This is a genomic window from Rhodobacteraceae bacterium IMCC1335 (genome assembly GCA_039640495.1).
Taxonomy (GTDB): domain Bacteria; phylum Pseudomonadota; class Alphaproteobacteria; order Rhodobacterales; family Rhodobacteraceae; genus Thalassovivens.
Genome location: CP046864.1, coordinates 217,183 through 233,953, shown reverse-complemented (window position 1 = coordinate 233,953; position 16,771 = coordinate 217,183). Strand labels below are relative to the sequence as shown.

Genomic DNA, 16,771 nt, shown 5'->3' with positions numbered 1-16,771 from the left:
ATATGAATGCCTCTCCGATAAGCGCCAGCGTTGCCTTTGACGCAGATGGCGTGCAACATGGTCATCTCACGTTGCCCTATAGCCATGATTCCAGCGCTTGGGGAAAGATTATGATCCCGATCACTGTGATCCGCAACGGCGCCGGGCCTACAGCGCTGCTTACCGGGGCCAATCACGGCGATGAATATGAAGGCCCGGTTGCGCTGCAGGAGCTGGCTTTAACGCTGGATGCCAGCGCGATCAGGGGCCGCGTGATTATCGTGCCGGCGTTTAACTTCCCAGCGTTTAAAGCCGGCACCCGCACCTCTCCAATCGATCAAGGCAATCTGAACCGGCTGTTTCCCGGGCGCCCAGATGGCAGTATCACCGAGAAAATCGCGGATTACTTTCAACGTTATTTACTGCCCATGGCGGATATTGTGCTGGATTTTCATTCCGGCGGGCGCACGCTGGATTTTCTTCCCTTCGCGGCGGCGCATATTTTGGAAAACCCGGACCAGCAAGCCGCTTGCGTGGCGGCGCGCAACGCCTTTAATGCGCCATTTTCAATGATGCAGCTCGAAATTGACAAGACCGGCCTATATGATACAGCCGCCGAAGATATGGGAAAAATCTTTGTATCAACCGAGCTGGGCGGCGGCGGGTCCGCCACTGCAAAATCGATTGCCATTGCAAAAAAAGGCCTGCGCAATCTGCTTATCCATGCTAAAATACTGAACGCGCCCTTAGCGTTAGAACCTTCTGTTGAAATCGATATGCCCGATGGTGATTGCTTTACCTTTGCTGCGGGCGAGGGCCTGTTTGAACCAATGGTCGATTTGGGGGATCCTGTGGAAAAAGGCGATATCACCGCCCGGATATGGCCAAAAGATCACACCGGACGCGCGCCCGAACATTGCTATGCGCGCCGCTCTGGTATTCTGGTAGGACGGCATTTCCCCGGGTTGATTGCCATGGGCGATTGCGCCACCGTAATCGCAGAAATAATCGGTGACGTGGATTTGCCAGATCCAGCTTAGGGCGATTATACAAGGCGTTTATAAGGAATAAACATGTTGAAAAATGACCGATTGGAAAGCTGGGATCGCGAAAACTTCTTTCATCCCTCCACCCATCTGGCAGAGTTTTCCCGCGGTAATTTGGCCCAGCGCGTGATCAAAACAGCGTCGGGCTGCCATATCACAGATCGCGATGGCAACCGCCTGCTGGACGCATTTGCCGGTCTTTACTGCGTGAATGTGGGCTATGGTCGATCAGAAATCGCAGAAGCGATTTCAAAACAAGCGCATGAATTGGCCTATTACCACGCCTATGTCGGCCATGGCACCGAAGCCTCAATCACCCTGTCAAAAATGGTGTTAGAGCGCGCACCCGACCACATGTCGAAAGTCTATTTCGGGTTGGGGGGCTCGGATGCCAATACAACCAATGTGAAGCTGGTTTGGTATTACAACAATATTCTGGGGCGCCCTGAAAAGAAAAAGATCATCTCGCGCTGGCGGGGGTATCACGGCTCGGGCTTGGTGAATGGATCTTTAACCGGGTTGAAAATATTTCACGAAAAATTCGATCTACCCTTGGATCGGATCCTGCACACCACCGCGCCTTATTATTACCGCCGCGATGATCTAAGCCAAAGCGAAGAAGGCTTTGTCGGCCAATGCGTGGCAGATCTGGAGGCGATGATTGAAACAGAAGGCGCAGATACGATTGCCGCCTTCATTGGTGAACCGGCTTTGGGCACAGGGGGGCTTGTACCACCGCCAAAAGGCTATTGGGCCGCCATTCAAGCGGTTTTGAAAAAGCATGATATTTTGCTGATTGCCGATGAAGTGGTCACTGGCTTTGGCCGATTGGGCAGCATGTTTGGCAGCGATCATTATGAGCTAAAACCCGATTTGATTACGATTGCCAAAGGCTTAACCTCGGCTTATGCGCCCTTATCAGGTTCAATCGTCAGTGATCGCATGTGGCGCGTATTAGAACAAGGCACGGATGAATTTGGCCCCTTTGGACATGGCTGGACCTATTCGGCGCATCCGATTGGTGCGGCGGCCGGCGTGGCGAATCTAAGCTTGCTGGATGATTTGAACTTGATCGAAAATGTCCGCTCAATGGGGCACTATTTTACCGCCGGCTTGCGCGATGCGCTTGGGGCGCATAAAAATGTTGGAGATATTCGCGGTGAAGGATTGCTGGGCGCTGTCGAATTGGTGGCAGATCGCAACGACCGGGTGTTCTTTGAACCAAGCGCGATGATTGGCGCAAAAGTAAACGCGGCTTTGCTCAACCGCGGTGTGATTAGTCGCGCGATGCCCGAAGGCGATATCTTAGGATTTGCGCCGCCTTTCTGCCTAACGCAAAGCGAAGCTGATGAAATCATCGCCAAATTGCGCGATGCGATCATTGAGGTGCTGGGGTAAAACATTTTTTGTTTCCCCAATTTTTCAGTATTAGAGCAGGCAATAATATCTGGGGCATATCTAAGCAGCCCCAATGCAAGAGGTTCGAATGAGCAAGAAAAACGCGGTAATGCTGATCCTTCTTGGGGGCACATTTATGAGCTTTGTGGGGCTTTACATGCGCCTTGTCACCGATGCGAATGGTTTTCAGATCTTATTTTACCGCTCGCTGAGCCTCTGCGCAATCGTGGGCCTTGTCAGCTGTTTGCGCCGCCGCATTGGACCGGTCCAGTTTTTACGGCGCTTGGATCAAGCAGATTTCAAAATGGGCTCGGCGCTGGCACTGGCTTTTACCTGCTATGTCTTCGCCATGCTTTATACCAGCATTGCCTCAACTCTGTTTATCCTCTCGGCCACGCCCTTTATAGCGGCAATAATCGGCTGGGTTTGGATCAATGAAAAGCCGCAGAATGTCACTTGGATTGCGATGATCTTTGCCTCCTGCGGGGTTTACCTTATGGTGCGCGAAGGGGCTCAGCTTGGCCAAAGCTTTGGCAATGTGATGGCCTTAATTTCCGCCGCCTGTTTTGCCTTAATGCTGGTTCTGGCGCGCAAAAGCGGCAAACAAGATGTGCTGGGTGGAACCTTCACCGGCGGTGCGATCTGCGCGCTGATGGGCGCGGGCGCAACCCTTTTTTCAGGGGCCGGTTTTGCTATATTGCCGCAGGATTTAGTGATCATTTTGATCATGGGCGCTTTTGGGATCGGCATCGGCATTGCCTTTGTCACATGGGGGGCGAGCTATGTTCCGGCCGCCGAAGTCAGCCTTTTGGTTTTGATCGAAAGCGTTCTAGGCCCCATCTGGCCGTGGATTTTCTTGGGCGAAGCGATGAGCCCTACCGAACTGGCTGGAGGTCTTACAATTTTGGCATCGGTCGCCCTATTTGCCCGAGTCAGCGCCAAACCCGAAACAAAGAGAAACGCGCAAAACAGCGCGCTTTAACGCCTAAACCCGCCCTTTGGCACCCAAACTTGACAAAGACGAGCGAGGTTTATTTATGTCATGACAGAAGGGAAAGCGGCGTGATGCGCATCGAATGGAAACAGAGAACACGATGAGGGTGCGGTCTATTTTCAAACGGGCCGTGATGAGCGCCGTACTGATTGCGGGGCAGATCGCAGCGCAGGGCGCGCAAGCCGGATCATCGATCAAGATCGTTCCACAGGCCAAGGGTTCTGCTTTGAAAACCGATGATGCGGCGGGCGGTACGGATGATTATTCCACAGATGCGCGGCTGGTAAGCTATGTTGTGGATCGGGTGATCTTGCGCAATGGCTTGATTGTGCGCAGATGGCGCTGGACGCCAGAGGCCAAAGCCCTTGGCATGGCCGATCTGCCTAGTTTCGGGATTATCGCGCAGGATGTTAAAGCCCTTCATCCTGAAATGGTGTTTACCAATGAACAGGGGCATCTGGTGATAAAGCGCCAAAAACTGATGCAAAAGGATGCCTCCGTTGCGGAATTGGTAGAGGTGTGCGGCGCGATCTATGGATGTTCGCAATATCGCCAACATATGCTGCAAACAGGGTTAAAATAACCGCCCTCTTGCGTTAGATTAGGCCAGAATGAAGATGCGTTTCACACCATTAAAAAGCTTCATCTGCAGCCTGTTTCTTGGGTTTCACCCAGCCCTTGCCTGCGAGATCGAATTGGTGATCGCGATGGATGTATCGCGCTCGGTGGATCAATATGAATTTGACCTGATGCGCAGCGGCACGGCCAATGCGTTCCGGCATCCCGAAATTATCGACATGATCAATTGGATGGACGGGGGCATTGCGGTCAGCCTCACCCAATGGAGCGGTCTAGACAAACAACGCGTCATGCTACCTTGGCGGCATTTACAAGATAAATCTTCAATCGCGCGCTTTGCAACTGAGATCGATCAGATGAAACGCGCCTTTCGCTTTGAATTTACTGCCCCCGCGCAGGGCCTGAGCCACGCGTTTTCAATGTTTGCCCAAAACCCCACGCCATGTGAGCGCAAAGTGATCGATCTTTCCGGCGATGGCAGGGCCAATCAAGGCGAAAGCACGGGTCAAATGGCCAGTCTGATTGCTGGCTTGGGCGTCACGATTAACGGGCTGGTCATCCGCGGAGATCACCCAGACCCGCTTGAGTTTTATGTAAATGATATCCAACGCGGGCCGCTATCCTTCGTGGAAATAGCCGATGGCTATGATGATTTCCCGCGCGCAATTTTCCAAAAAATCCAGCGTGAAATTGCACCGCTTTACTCGGAAAATTCGCCTAGGATGCGTTAAGAAACCCGATCCGAAAGCTCGCAGGCAAACCTGCGTTTTAAAAATCAAATGCGCAGCATAGAAACGCGCAGCTAAGCCGCTTTCCAAAGGCCTTTTTCAATCAGCGCCGCGTGGGTTTCATCCAAGGCTTTGCGCGCCCGGCTGATCAATATATCAATCTCATCGGTGGAAATAATCAAGGGCGGCGAAATAATCATCCGATCGCCGACATGACGCATCACCAAATTATTGGCAAAGCAGAGCTCGCGGCAGATATAGCCCGCAGTTCCCGCATCGGCTTCAAATTTTGCCCGGCTCTGTTTATCCGGCGTCAAAGCGATTGAACCCATCATTCCCACAATCTTGGCTTCCCCCACCATTGGATGATCGCTCAGGCTTTCCCATTGGGTTTTTAAATAGGGGGCCGTATGCATGCGCACATTCGTAACGATATTTTCTTCATCAAGAATCCGGATATTTTCCAAAGCCACCGCCGCGGCCACCGGATGGCTGGAATAAGTATAGCCATGAGTGAACTCCGCGGTTGCCATAACAGCGGCAATTTCGTCGCTGACGATTGAGCCCCCAATCGGCTGATAGCCCGAACTAAGGCCTTTTGCGATGGTCATGATATCGGGCTGAATATCCAAGGTTTGGCTACCAAACCAATTACCCGTGCGCCCAAAGCCGCAGATCACCTCGTCAGCGATCAGCAAGATACCATATTTACGGCAAATGCGTTGAATTTCGGGCCAATAACTCTGCGGCGGCACGATCACACCACCAGCGCCTTGCACGGGTTCACCGATAAAGGCCGCAACGTGCTCTTGACCAATATCTAAAATCGCTTGTTCAAGCTCGCGGGCGCGGGCCAACCCAAATTCTTCAGGGTCCAAATCGCCCCCTTCTGACCACCAATTGGGCTGGTTGATATGATGAATATCGGGAATTGGCATGCCACCTTGGGCGTGCATCGCGCTCATTCCACCCAGCGAGGCGCTGCCCAGACTTGACCCGTGATAGGCGTTGTTCCGGCTGATGATAACCTTGCGCTCAGGATGGCCTTTGAGCGCCCAATATTGCCTCACCATCCGAATATTGGTGTCATTGGCCTCGGATCCTGAGCCGGCATAAAATACGTGGTTCAAATTGTCTGGGGCCAATTGGGCCAAGCGCTCTGACAATTCGATCACTGGCACATGTGTGGTTTGAAAAAATGTGTTATAATAGGGCAATTCGCGCATCTGACGCGCCGCCACATCGGCCAATTCGCTGCGCCCATAACCGATATTCACGCACCATAACCCCGCCATTGCATCCAGATACTGGTTGCCGTCTGAATCAGTGATATAGACACCTTTGGCGCTGGTTATCACCCGCGCGCCTTGAGCCGACAGCTCATCTTGCGCAGAAAATGGTTGCATATGATGGGCCGCGTTGCGCCTCTGCAATTCATCTGTAGGCAAATAATTGGTCAATTGATTCATCGTGGTACCTTTGACTTTGCGGGGGCAGAATGTGCGCAATATCGCGCGCCTTTGCAGAATATGATCAAATTATTTATTGTCAATCGAATCACCACCCACGGCCTTTACGCAATGCCGAGGCGAATTTGCTCCATCCCCTGCAAAACATCTTGTAAAATCGCATCCGAGGCCGCCTGCGGATCACCCGCTTTCAGCGCAAGCAATGTTTCTTTATGTTGATCCACGAGATGAAGCGTTCCAAGCCGCCCACAGACGATGCGCAATGACGGCCCGAAGCGCAGCCATAAACCATCGGTTAAGGCGCTCAAAATTGGAGCCCGCGCCAATTGGTAAAGCTGGTGATGAAATTGATAATTTAACCGCAGATACATCGGCGCATCGCCGCGGAAAATGGCCTGATCAAGCGCGCTATCTAGCGTGATAAGCGCAGTGATATCCTGCGCCGTAACCTGCTGCGCCGCCATAAAAATAAGCTTTGGCTCAAGAAATTGACGCGCAAAAGATACATCTTCTAGATCTTTGAGGCTTAAGGTTGGCACGCAGACCCGCCGATTGTCATTAAAGTTCAACGCCCCTTCAGCGGTCAGCCTTCTGATCGCTTCGCGCACGGGCGTGCGACCCGCGGAAAGCCGCGTGGCCAACCCTTGTATGGTCACCGCTTCACCGGGAATAAATTCACCGAATAAAATCAGCGCGCGCAAATCCTGATAGACAATTTCATGAACCGGCAAAACGGCAGCAGAAAGGTTTTTATCTAGGTTCGTCATCGATATAGTCCAAAACGATCGCCAAAAAAATACAAATGAAACGACAGAGCTTGTCAGTTCATTGCACGCGTGAAATCATAAACATATTGCCAAGTCTGGCAATATTTGATCAGATTAGCTATGCAGAGCGATCGCTCTTATCCCATTCCTTATACAGGAGAAACACAGAATGAAACTCAACCTTATCGCGGCCGCTGCCGGCCTGACGCTAACAGCCAGCGCAGCTTTTGCAGACGAAGTGCGCGTCTATAACTGGTCGGATTATATCGACGAGAACCTGCTTAGTAAATTTGAGGCCGAAACAGGCTTGAAACTGGTTTACGATGTGTTTGACAGCAATGAAGTGCTCGAAACCAAAATGCTGGCCGGCGGCTCGGGATATGATGTGGTTGTGCCCTCTGGAACATTTTTGCAGCGCCAGATCGTGGCCGGTGCCTTCCAGAAGCTGGATATGTCAAAACTGTCAAACCACAGCAATATGTGGAATGTGGTCTCTTCGCGCACCGAACAGTATGATCCCGATAACGCCTATTCAATCAACTACATGTGGGGCACCACGGGGCTTGGCGTGAATGTGGGCAAAGTGCAGGAAATTTTAGGCGCGGATGCACCACTTGATTCTTTAGAACTGGTGTTCAACGCCGATAATATGGCCAAATTGGCGGCCTGCGGGGTATATTTCTTGGATGCTCCCTCCGAAATGATCCCAGCGGCGCTGCAATATTTGGGCGAAAACCCTGACAGCCATGATCCGGATGTCATCGCGCAGGCCGAAGCGGTGTTTATGGCCGTGCGCCCGCATATCAAAAAATTCCACAGCTCTGAATATATCAACGCGCTGGCAAATGGTGATATCTGCGTGGCCGTCGGCTGGTCTGGCGATATTTTGCAGGCCCGAGATCGTGCAGATGAGGCCGAAAATGGCGTAGAGATCGCGTATAATGCGGCCAAAGAAGGCGCGCAAATGTGGTTCGATCAAATGGCCATTCCAGTCGATGCCCCCAATGTAGAGGGCGCGCATTTATTCCTAAACTTTATCATGGATGCGCAGAATATGGCGGATGCGTCTAACTATGTATATTACGCGAATGGCAATCTCGCCTCACAGCCCATGTTGGAAGAAGATGTGATCGGTGATCCCGCGATTTACCCTGATGCAGCCACTTTGGAAAACCTCTTCACAACGCGGCCCTATCCGCCAAAAATACAGCGCCAAGTGACGCGGATGTGGACCAAAATTAAATCAGGCACCTAAGACCACGCCGATTTGGCCCGCGCTGATCTGCGCGCGGGCCAAACCAAACCAAAAGGGTTTTTAAATGGCGCCAAATGGCCAAACGCAAATATTTGCACCCTGGGCAGATCCAACTGCAAAGCCGCTGATCGAGTTTCGAAACGTCAGCAAGCGCTTTGGCAATTTTACCGCCATCGACAATTTGAACCTCAGCATTTATGAGCGAGAGTTTTTTGCGCTTTTGGGCCCGTCAGGATGCGGAAAAACAACATTGATGCGGCTGCTTGCGGGCTTTGAACCGCTCAGCGCCGGCACCATTCTTCTGGATGGTCAAGATATCTCACCGATTCCGCCAAATTTACGCGCTGTAAATATGATGTTCCAATCCTATGCGCTGTTTCCGCATCTGTCGGTTTGGGAGAATATTGCGTTTGGCTTGCGGCGCGAGACGCGCGATAAAGAGGTGATATCGCAGCGGGTTGCGGAAATGCTGAGGCTGACGCGCCTGGCCAAATTTGCCAATCGGAAACCGCATCAAATTTCGGGTGGCCAGCGCCAGAGGGTGGCCTTGGCTCGCGCTTTGGCAAAAGCGCCAAAATTGCTTTTGCTCGATGAACCGCTCGGCGCGCTGGATAAAAAGCTGCGCAGCGAAACGCAATTTGAATTGATGGATATTCAAGAGCGCACCGGTACGACCTTTGTGATCGTCACCCATGATCAAGAAGAAGCCATGACCGTCTCGTCGCGCGTGGCGCTGATGGATGAAGGCAAAATGGTTCAAGTGGCCACGCCTTCGCAAATATACGAAGCGCCAAATTCGATTTATACCGCTGATTTTATTGGCGATGTGAATATCATTAGCGGCACAGCCAAGCCTGAAAACCGCCAGATTTCAATTGTTTGGGATGCCGAGCACGCACCGATCATCGCCCCCTCAGATGCCAGCTTCGGCACAGATGATACCATTCATTTTGCAATCCGGCCCGAAAAAGTGGGAATTTCAGCAGAAAAACCCGCCGCTTCTGAAAACAGCTACCAGGGTAAAATTCTGGATATTGCCTATTTGGGTAATATTTCCACCTATCATGTCGAGCTGCCCTCTGGCCATATTATCAAGGCCCAAACCGCGAATACCCAGCGCCTGTCTGAGCGCGGGCTGACCTGGGAGGATAGGGTCTGGGTGTATTTTCAAGGCAGTGCTGGCGTGCTGCTGAAAAGGTAGAGAGATGCGCCGCTTCGCGATGATTTGCCTGCCGTATTTATGGCTGGTGGCGCTGTTCTTGGTGCCATTTTTGATCGTTTTCAAAATATCACTATCAGATATAGATCTGGCCATCCCCCCCTATACACCGCGCCTAGATTTCAACGCCGGCTGGCAGGGTTTTCTACGCTTTTGGGCGGCGCTAGATTTTGAAAACTATGTGTTTTTAACCTCGGATGATCTCTATTGGAAAGCCTATCTGTCAAGCCTGCGCATCGCTTTCATATCAACCACGCTGACGCTGTTGATCGGATATCCAATCGCCTATGGAATCGCCCGCGCCAACACCGAATGGCGCGCCACTTTACTAATGCTGGTTATCCTGCCTTTCTGGACCAGCTTTTTGATCCGCGTTTATGCGTGGATGGGCATTTTGGGCACCGAAGGCCTGCTCAACCAGCTGTTATTGGCGCTCGGATTTATCGAAACCCCGCTGACCATTCTGAATACCAATTGGGCGGTATATATCGGGATTGTCTATACCTACTTGCCCTTCATGATCCTGCCCATTTACGCCAGTTTGGAAAAATTAGACAATTCTTTGCTCGAGGCGGCGATTGATTTGGGATGTTCACGCCTGCGCGCCTTCTGGCTGATCACGCTGCCGCTATCTAAAAACGGCGTTGTTGCGGGGTGTTTTTTGGTGTTTATCCCCGCGCTTGGTGAATTTGTTATCCCCTCATTACTTGGCGGCTCGCGCACTTTGATGATTGGCAAGGTCTTATGGGAAGAATTTTTCTCAAATCGGGATTGGCCCGTGGCCTCGGCTGTGGCGATCATCCTGCTGCTGATCTTAATCATCCCGATTATTCTGTTTCAACGCAATGAGCAGAAACAACGCGAGGGTGAACAATGAAAAGGTTCACTTGGTTCAACGCCACAGCTTTAACCTTCGGCTTTGCATTTTTATATTTGCCGATGGTGATTTTGGTGATTTATTCCTTCAACGCCTCAAAGCTGGTCACGGTTTGGGCGGGGTTTTCCACCAAATGGTATGGGCGGTTGCTTAAAAATGAAGCGTTTTTAGACGCGGCCTGGGTCACGCTGAAAGTGGGTTTAATTTCTTCAACTTTGGCGACTATTCTTGGCACTTTGGCCGCCTATGTGTTGATCCGCGCCGGCCGGTTTTTGGGCCGCACGTTATTTTCCGGGATGATTTACGCACCTTTGGTGATGCCAGAAGTGATCACCGGCCTCTCGCTTTTATTGCTGTTTATCGGGATCGGGCTGGATCGCGGCGTGTTCACAATTATCTTGGCGCATACCACGTTTTCCATGTGCTATGTCTCGGTGGTGGTCTCCTCGCGCCTTGCCAGTTTTGATCGCGCGCTCGAGGAAGCCGCGCTTGATCTGGGGTGCAGCCCGCTTCAAGCCTTCCGTTTGGTCACTTTGCCAATCATTGCACCTGCGGTGATTTCGGGGTGGTTATTGGCCTTCACCCTGTCATTGGATGATCTGGTGATTGCCTCCTTCACTGCCGGCCCTTCGGCCACCACATTGCCGATTAAAATATTTTCTGCAGTCAGGCTTGGCGTGAGCCCAGAGATCAACGCCTTATCCACGATTATGATCACAATCGTCACCATTGGCGTGATCAGCGCCTCGTTGATTTCAAAGCGCGCCGCCCGCAAGCTCCAAGATGATAGCGCGATTGCCAAACGCAATCAGGGATGAAGCGCCTATGTGAATCCCGCGCCTATGGCAAAAAACCCATTGCCGCCTGCTATTGGGCCAGTACAACCGATACGCCAGAGCTGGCGAACCTGACGCAAGATATCAACACAGAGATTGCCATTATAGGCGCCGGCTTTACCGGCCTATCGGCTGCCCACCATCTGGCAAAGCGCGGCGCCGATGTAACGGTGGTCGAAGCAGAATTTCCCGCTTTTGGGGCAACCGGGCGCAATGGCGGGTTTTGCTGCCTGGGCGGCGCGCGGGCTGAAAACGTCCAGCTGGATAAGAGCTATGGCAAGGCGCAACGCCTCGCCTATCGGCGCAGCGAAGCTGCCGCGGTGGGCTTGGTCAAAACCTTACTGGACGAGTTTGACCTTCAGGCCGATACGCATTCAAGCGGGGAAACCCTATTGGCCCATCGCGCCTCAGACTGCGACAGATTAAAAAACAGCCGCGCTCAGATCAAAGAAGATTATGGCGTTGAGGCGCTGTTTCACAGCAAAAGCGAGCTGCGTCAATTGGGGATGCAAGGGCCGTTTCACGGCGCCTTAACGATCCCCATCGGCTTTGGTTTAAACCCGCGTAAATATGCCTATGGTTTGCTGAGCTCTGCCGTGAAAAACGGCGGCAAGGTGTTTGCAAACAGCCCGGTGATTAACCTCAAAAAAATAGGCGGGACATTTCGATTGACCACGCCGCAAGGCTCGATAACGGCCGATCGGGTTATTATTGCAACCAACGCATATGCCGCTGAAGACCTGCCAGATTGGATGGCAGGGCGCTTTATGCCGCTGAATTCTTCCGTGATTGTCACCGATCCGCTAACGCCCAAGCAGATAGAGGTGCAAGGCTGGAGCAGCGCGCAAATGGCCTATGACACCCGCCAGCTTTTGCATTATTTCCGCCTGATGCCAAACCGGCAATTTTTATTCGGAATGCGCGGCGGTCTGTTCTCAACCGACCGTTCAGAGGCTGCGATACAAAAGCTGATTATGCGCGATTTTCACGCGATGTTTCCAGCCTGGAAAAGCGTCAAAATTCAACATTTTTGGACGGGGATGGTCTGCATGACTCGGCATCAAATTCCCTTTATCGGGGCCATTCCCAACCTCAGTGGAGCCTATGCAGGGTTTGGCTATCATGGCAATGGCGTGGCGATGGCCAGCTATGCAGGAGCGGTGCTCAGCGATTTGGTGATTGGCGGCGCACCGAATTTTGAGCGTCCAAAACTGCTGGAAACGCAGCCGCCAAAATTCCCCTTGGGGCGGTATCGGCGCCACCTTTTGGCCCCGGCCTATGCTTTGAAATATTTACAAGACCTTTAAGCGGGCGGTTTGACAGCTTTGGCCGCTCCGCGCTTTAATCCCAATTGCGCCTCGCGCAAAATGATCACCAAACCAGCCATTATGATGATCCCAGCGCCAATCAGCATTTGCAATGTCGGCAATTCATTGAAAAACACATATCCGATCAGCAGCGAAAACAACATGGCGGTATATTCGAACGGTGCCACCACCGAGGCAGGCGCAAAGCGATAAGACAGGGTTAAAAATATTTGTGCAACGCCGCCAATCAGCCCGATCAAAACCAACAAAACCGTTTGCATCATACTGGGCAGCACCCAGCCAAAGGGCAGCGTACACAGTGCCACGCTGGTCGAGGTTAAACTGAAATAAAATACAATCGCGGCGGGGTGTTCGCTCAGGGTCAGCTTGCGAATATGTACATGTGCAAGCGCGATGAACCCCGCGCCCAAAAGCACCAAACCCACCCCAAAAGCGGCGCGTGGTTCAAATGGACCACTGGAAAAGACGGTCAAACGCGGCTCGATCACAACCAACACGCCGATCAACCCCAGCGCCACCGCGCAAAGGCGAAACATGCGCACTGTCTCGCCCAGCAACAGCGCCGCCAGCAGGACGGTGAGCAGCGGAGCTGTAAAGCTAATCGCGGTCACTTCGGGCAGGGGCAAAAACCCAACCGCCGCAAAGTTCAACCCCATTGCTATGGTGCCAATAACGCCGCGCCAAAAATGCCCCATCCGCGAGCGCACGCGCAAGCCGATAGATAATTCCCCCCGCAAGAGCAACCAAACCACGATCACCGGAATCGCAAAGAACGAGCGGAAAAACACCGATTGACCGGCAGGAACATCCGCCGATACCGCTTTCACCAGCGAGAGCATAATAATGAAAAGCATCACCGCGCAAAGTTTAAGGGCAATACCTCGCAGAGGTTGCACGGCACGCCTCCTTCTTTAGCAATGATGCATAGCCAAGCCTCTCTGCGGCTTTATGCTGAGTTTGGCAAGACCCAATCGGCGCGCGGAAAATGGCAGGTATAGCCATTGGGAACGCGCATTAAATAATCCTGATGTTCTGGTTCTGCCTCCCAAAACGGGCCAACCGGTTCCAGCTCGGTCACCACCGGGGCCGGCCAAATACCGCTGGTGTTGATTGCAGCTATCATGCGCTCTGATTCCAGTTTTTGAGCCTCATCCACATAATAAATGGCAGACCGATAAGATAATCCGCGATCATTTCCCTGTCGATTAAGGGTTGTGGGATCATGAATTTGAAAAAACACTTCCAGAAGCCGCTTAAAACTAAGCGCTTGCGGGTCATAAATGACTTCGAGCGCCTCGGCATGGGTGCCATGATTGCGATAGGTGGCATTGGGCACATCGCCCCCGGAATATCCGCAACGCGTCGAGATTACGCCCGGCAGGCGGCGGATTAAATCCTGCATGCCCCAAAAACATCCCCCCGCTAGAACCGCCCGGGCGCTCATACCACATCCTCCACTCGATCGCGATAGGCGCCATAGCCCTCAGCCTCCAAATCATCACGATGAATAAACCGTAACGAAGCCGAGTTGATGCAATAGCGCAGCCCCCCACGTGCTTGCGGCCCGTCCGGAAACACATGGCCCAAATGGCTATCGCCGTGCAAGCTGCGCACTTCTACACGCACCATGCCAAGGCTGTTATCACGCAATTCTTTCACATTCTGGGTTTCCACCGGCTTGGTGAAACTGGGCCAACCGCAACCGCTGTCAAATTTTGCACCCGAGGTGAAAAGCGGCTCACCCGAGACGATATCAACATAAAGCCCGGGCTGTTTGTTGTTCAATAAAGCGCCCGTGCCCGGACGCTCGGTGCCATTTTCCTGCGTGACCCAATATTGCTCTTCACTTAAAGCGGCGATCACATCCGGATTTCGCTGATACTCTGCCATCTCATCCCCATTTTTTCTAAATCATAATATGGGATCAAATTTCCAAAAATAAAGGCTTGCGGGTTAAACCGCTGTGCGAAATGCGCTGCGCGGGTACCCCTGAAGAAACAACAGCGCCGTCAGATCGCCGTGATTGATCCTTATATCGCATTGCGCGGCAACGCTGGGCTTAGCATGCAGCGCCACACCGCTGCCAGCGCGTTGCAACATGCCAAGATCATTGGCGCCATCGCCAACCGCCAAAACATCCTGCGCGGTGATTGAAAGCTGCGCGATTAAACGCTCTAATGCCTCAACTTTGGCTTGCTGGCCCAAAATCGGATCGCTGACCTGCCCTGTTACCACGCCCTGATCCACCAAAAGCTGGTTGGCATGATGCTCATGAAAGCCCAAATGCTGCGAAACTGGCTGCGTAAAAGCGGTAAAGCCACCCGATACCAGCGCTGTGTAAGCGCCGTTGGATTTCATCGTGGCCAGCAACTCAGCCCCACCTGCTGTAAAGAAAATGCGGGTTTTGAGCGCCTGATCAATGATAGATGCTGGCTGTCCCTCGAGCAACGCAACGCGCGCGCGCAAAGCCTGTTCAAAATCCAGCTCACCATTCATCGCTTTTGCCGTTATGCCTTTAACCTGCGTGCCTACACCCGCCAAATCGGCCAGCTCATCAATACATTCCTGCTGGATCATCGTGCTGTCCATATCGGCCAAAAGCAGCTTTTTGCGCCGGCCCGCCTTTGGTTGCACAACCAGATCAACGCGCATCTCCTGAAGATCTTGCCAAACCTGCCACCGGTTTTCAGGCATGGCAGCAATTTCAAATTCCGCCGCTTCACGCGGGTGCAGCCATGTGAGCTCTCGCCCGCCCCAAGCGCTGAATAAATTTCCAGCCATATCAACGCTTAAGCCAGCGGGGGGGGCGATCAAACTACAGATCAACATTTGCTCTCCTTTTTTAAGCGCCGGGCCACCAGCCTTGACGCTGCCGTTTCGTCTTTGCGCCCCTCATGCCCGAATGGCGCCGGCTTGTCACCCCGCGGCCACACTGTCACGCGCCCCAAAGGATGCAGTTTCAGGGATGCTGTTGCGGCCAGCATGCACGCCCCGCATGTGACACGCAGCAGCAAAAATACCTTTTCGCCCTTGTGAGCGCTTAGCCAGCGTTATAGAGACGTCGGTGGGACACCCCTCCCCAACGAGGGGCGATTATCTGAAAGGGTAGCATTAATGGCTATTAAACAACCGGCATCGCGGCCGGCCAATCCGCGTTTTTCATCTGGCCCTTGCGCCAAAATCCCCACATTTGACTTAAAAAACCTAGCTGATGCGCCTTTGGGGCGCAGCCATCGCGCCGCAATTGGCAAGGCAAAGTTAAAAGCCGCGATTGACGGCACACGCGAAATTCTTGGCATTCCGGATGAGTATCGCATTGGCATCGTACCAGCCTCGGATACGGGCGCTTACGAAATGGCAATGTGGTCTTTACTGGGCGAACGCGCGGTTGAAATGCTGGCTTGGGAAAGCTTTGGGGCCGGTTGGGTCACCGATGCGGTGAAACAGCTGAAGCTGGACGCTCGCGTGTGCATCGCCGATTACGGCGATATCGTTGATTTCAGCGCAGTCGATTTTGACAAAGACGTTTGCTTTACTTGGAATGGCACCACATCCGGCGTTTGCTTGCCCAATGGAGATATGATCCCGGCAAGGCGCGAAGGTCTAACCCTATGCGATGCCACTTCAGCCGCTTTTGCCATGGATCTGCCTTGGGATAAACTGGATGTCACAACCTTTAGCTGGCAAAAAGTAATGGGCGGGGAAGCCGCGCATGGCATGCTGATCCTAAGCCCGCGCGCGGTGGCGCGCCTGGAAAGCTATACGCCCCCTTGGCCGCTGCCAAAGATTTTTCGCCTGACCAAAGCCGGCAAGCTGAATGAAGGAATTTTCAACGGCGCAACCATCAATACGCCGTCCATGTTGGCGGTTGAAGATTATCTGGTGGCCTTGGATTGGGCACGCTCGGTTGGAGGATTGACCGGGTTGATCGCCCGTTCGAATAACAATGCAAATGCCATTTCTGAATTTGTTGCGCAGCACGATTGGATCGATTTTCTAGCGCAGGATCCATCCACCCGCTCAACCACTTCTGTCTGTTTGAAATTCACCGATGCGCGCATTCAAGATGGCAGCGCTTTCGCCAAAGCAATTGCCAAACGCTTGACGGATGAGGCGGTCGCTTTTGACATTGGCGCCTATCGCGATGCCCCTGCTGGGCTGCGCATATGGTGCGGGGCAACGGTGGAAACCGATGATATTAAGGCGATGCTGCCTTGGTTAAACTGGGCCTTCCAGATGGAAATCACCGCTCTCATGCAAGCCGCATAAACCGGTTTAAACCCTCTTTTTTTAGCG

Annotated in this window: 17 protein-coding genes; 11 read left to right on the top strand and 6 right to left on the bottom strand. The window is 52.7% G+C overall.

Annotated elements, in window-relative coordinates; translation table 11 throughout:
- The first annotated feature begins 2 nt into the window (after window positions 1–2).
- The 5 genes from doeB (at window position 3) to GN241_01060 (ending at window position 4,727) form a co-directional block, all read left to right on the top strand.
- On the top strand, window positions 3–1,019 hold the full coding sequence (gene doeB, locus GN241_01080; GenBank protein XAT56079.1) for an N-alpha-acetyl diaminobutyric acid deacetylase DoeB: 1,017 nt from the start codon (window positions 3–5) through the stop codon (window positions 1,017–1,019).
- A 33-nt stretch (window positions 1,020–1,052) separates the two neighbouring features.
- Complete coding sequence (locus GN241_01075) at window positions 1,053–2,423, top strand: aminotransferase class III-fold pyridoxal phosphate-dependent enzyme (GenBank protein ID XAT56078.1); 1,371 nt, start codon at window positions 1,053–1,055, stop codon at window positions 2,421–2,423.
- Window positions 2,424–2,511: 88 nt separating this feature from the next.
- Entirely contained in the window at window positions 2,512–3,405 is an 894-nt protein-coding gene (locus GN241_01070; GenBank protein XAT56077.1) for an EamA family transporter, read from the top strand.
- Window positions 3,406–3,517: 112 nt separating this feature from the next.
- Entirely contained in the window at window positions 3,518–4,000 is a 483-nt protein-coding gene (locus GN241_01065) for a hypothetical protein (protein XAT56076.1), read from the top strand.
- 28 nt (window positions 4,001–4,028) lie between these two features.
- Complete coding sequence (locus GN241_01060; protein XAT56075.1) at window positions 4,029–4,727, top strand: DUF1194 domain-containing protein; 699 nt, start codon at window positions 4,029–4,031, stop codon at window positions 4,725–4,727.
- Between the two features lie 71 nt (window positions 4,728–4,798).
- On the opposite strand, the gene GN241_01055 is transcribed toward GN241_01060, so the two are convergent.
- Together GN241_01055 and GN241_01050 are read right to left on the bottom strand one after the other, a co-directional pair.
- Window positions 4,799–6,193, bottom strand: a complete 1,395-nt coding sequence (locus GN241_01055; GenBank protein XAT56074.1) for an aminotransferase class III-fold pyridoxal phosphate-dependent enzyme — start codon at window positions 6,191–6,193, stop codon at window positions 4,799–4,801.
- A 104-nt stretch (window positions 6,194–6,297) separates the two neighbouring features.
- Complete coding sequence (locus GN241_01050; GenBank protein XAT56073.1) at window positions 6,298–6,960, bottom strand: FCD domain-containing protein; 663 nt, start codon at window positions 6,958–6,960, stop codon at window positions 6,298–6,300.
- A 169-nt stretch (window positions 6,961–7,129) separates the two neighbouring features.
- On the opposite strand from GN241_01050, the gene GN241_01045 reads away from it, so the two are divergent.
- The 5 genes from GN241_01045 to GN241_01025 all read left to right on the top strand — a co-directional run bounded on the left by GN241_01045 (window position 7,130) and on the right by GN241_01025 (window position 12,454).
- Entirely contained in the window at window positions 7,130–8,215 is a 1,086-nt protein-coding gene (locus GN241_01045) for an extracellular solute-binding protein (GenBank protein ID XAT56072.1), read from the top strand.
- Between the two features lie 64 nt (window positions 8,216–8,279).
- Window positions 8,280–9,416: a polyamine ABC transporter ATP-binding protein gene (potA, locus tag GN241_01040; protein ID XAT56071.1), complete on the top strand. Its 1,137-nt coding sequence runs from the start codon at window positions 8,280–8,282 to the stop codon at window positions 9,414–9,416.
- 4 nt (window positions 9,417–9,420) lie between these two features.
- The gene (locus tag GN241_01035; protein ID XAT56070.1) at window positions 9,421–10,311 is read left to right on the top strand and encodes an ABC transporter permease subunit; all 891 of its coding nucleotides are present in this window, start codon (window positions 9,421–9,423) and stop codon (window positions 10,309–10,311) included.
- On the top strand, window positions 10,308–11,129 hold the full coding sequence (locus GN241_01030) for an ABC transporter permease subunit (GenBank protein ID XAT56069.1): 822 nt from the start codon (window positions 10,308–10,310) through the stop codon (window positions 11,127–11,129). The genes GN241_01035 and GN241_01030 overlap by 4 nt, the downstream gene beginning before the upstream one ends.
- The gene (locus tag GN241_01025; protein ID XAT56068.1) at window positions 11,126–12,454 is read left to right on the top strand and encodes an FAD-dependent oxidoreductase; all 1,329 of its coding nucleotides are present in this window, start codon (window positions 11,126–11,128) and stop codon (window positions 12,452–12,454) included. The genes GN241_01030 and GN241_01025 overlap by 4 nt, the downstream gene beginning before the upstream one ends.
- Here the strand turns inward: GN241_01025 and GN241_01020 are convergent.
- The 4 genes from GN241_01020 to serB all read right to left on the bottom strand — a co-directional run bounded on the left by GN241_01020 (window position 12,451) and on the right by serB (window position 15,304).
- Window positions 12,451–13,329, bottom strand: a complete 879-nt coding sequence (locus GN241_01020) for an EamA family transporter (protein ID XAT59131.1) — start codon at window positions 13,327–13,329, stop codon at window positions 12,451–12,453. The two genes, GN241_01025 and GN241_01020, sit on opposite strands and share 4 nt — an antisense overlap.
- A 92-nt stretch (window positions 13,330–13,421) precedes the next feature.
- Window positions 13,422–13,919, bottom strand: coding sequence for a peptide-methionine (S)-S-oxide reductase MsrA (gene msrA, locus GN241_01015; GenBank protein ID XAT56067.1), 498 nt, complete (start codon window positions 13,917–13,919; stop codon window positions 13,422–13,424).
- A complete protein-coding gene (gene msrB / locus GN241_01010) occupies window positions 13,916–14,365 on the bottom strand; it encodes a peptide-methionine (R)-S-oxide reductase MsrB (GenBank protein XAT56066.1) in 450 nt (149 codons plus the stop codon). Before msrB ends, msrA begins: the two co-directional genes overlap by 4 nt.
- A gap of 63 nt (window positions 14,366–14,428) precedes the next feature.
- Window positions 14,429–15,304, bottom strand: a complete 876-nt coding sequence (gene serB / locus GN241_01005) for a phosphoserine phosphatase SerB (GenBank protein XAT56065.1) — start codon at window positions 15,302–15,304, stop codon at window positions 14,429–14,431.
- Window positions 15,305–15,589: 285 nt separating this feature from the next.
- Here serB and GN241_01000 point away from each other — a divergent pair, with 285 nt between their 5' ends.
- A complete protein-coding gene (locus tag GN241_01000; protein ID XAT56064.1) occupies window positions 15,590–16,744 on the top strand; it encodes a phosphoserine transaminase in 1,155 nt (384 codons plus the stop codon).
- Window positions 16,745–16,771 lie beyond the last annotated feature (27 nt).

Coding starts and splice junctions, on each gene's coding strand:
- doeB (XAT56079.1), top strand. CDS start 3: ATGAATGCCTCTCCGATAAGCGCCAGCGTTGCCTTTGACGCAGATGGC.
- GN241_01075 (XAT56078.1), top strand. CDS start 1,053: ATGTTGAAAAATGACCGATTGGAAAGCTGGGATCGCGAAAACTTCTTT.
- GN241_01070 (XAT56077.1), top strand. CDS start 2,512: ATGAGCAAGAAAAACGCGGTAATGCTGATCCTTCTTGGGGGCACATTT.
- GN241_01065 (XAT56076.1), top strand. CDS start 3,518: ATGAGGGTGCGGTCTATTTTCAAACGGGCCGTGATGAGCGCCGTACTG.
- GN241_01060 (XAT56075.1), top strand. CDS start 4,029: ATGAAGATGCGTTTCACACCATTAAAAAGCTTCATCTGCAGCCTGTTT.
- GN241_01055 (XAT56074.1), bottom strand. CDS start 6,193: ATGAATCAATTGACCAATTATTTGCCTACAGATGAATTGCAGAGGCGC.
- GN241_01050 (XAT56073.1), bottom strand. CDS start 6,960: ATGACGAACCTAGATAAAAACCTTTCTGCTGCCGTTTTGCCGGTTCAT.
- GN241_01045 (XAT56072.1), top strand. CDS start 7,130: ATGAAACTCAACCTTATCGCGGCCGCTGCCGGCCTGACGCTAACAGCC.
- potA (XAT56071.1), top strand. CDS start 8,280: ATGGCGCCAAATGGCCAAACGCAAATATTTGCACCCTGGGCAGATCCA.
- GN241_01035 (XAT56070.1), top strand. CDS start 9,421: ATGCGCCGCTTCGCGATGATTTGCCTGCCGTATTTATGGCTGGTGGCG.
- GN241_01030 (XAT56069.1), top strand. CDS start 10,308: ATGAAAAGGTTCACTTGGTTCAACGCCACAGCTTTAACCTTCGGCTTT.
- GN241_01025 (XAT56068.1), top strand. CDS start 11,126: ATGAAGCGCCTATGTGAATCCCGCGCCTATGGCAAAAAACCCATTGCC.
- GN241_01020 (XAT59131.1), bottom strand. CDS start 13,329: ATGCTTTTCATTATTATGCTCTCGCTGGTGAAAGCGGTATCGGCGGAT.
- msrA (XAT56067.1), bottom strand. CDS start 13,919: ATGAGCGCCCGGGCGGTTCTAGCGGGGGGATGTTTTTGGGGCATGCAG.
- msrB (XAT56066.1), bottom strand. CDS start 14,365: ATGGCAGAGTATCAGCGAAATCCGGATGTGATCGCCGCTTTAAGTGAA.
- serB (XAT56065.1), bottom strand. CDS start 15,304: ATGTTGATCTGTAGTTTGATCGCCCCCCCCGCTGGCTTAAGCGTTGAT.
- GN241_01000 (XAT56064.1), top strand. CDS start 15,590: ATGGCTATTAAACAACCGGCATCGCGGCCGGCCAATCCGCGTTTTTCA.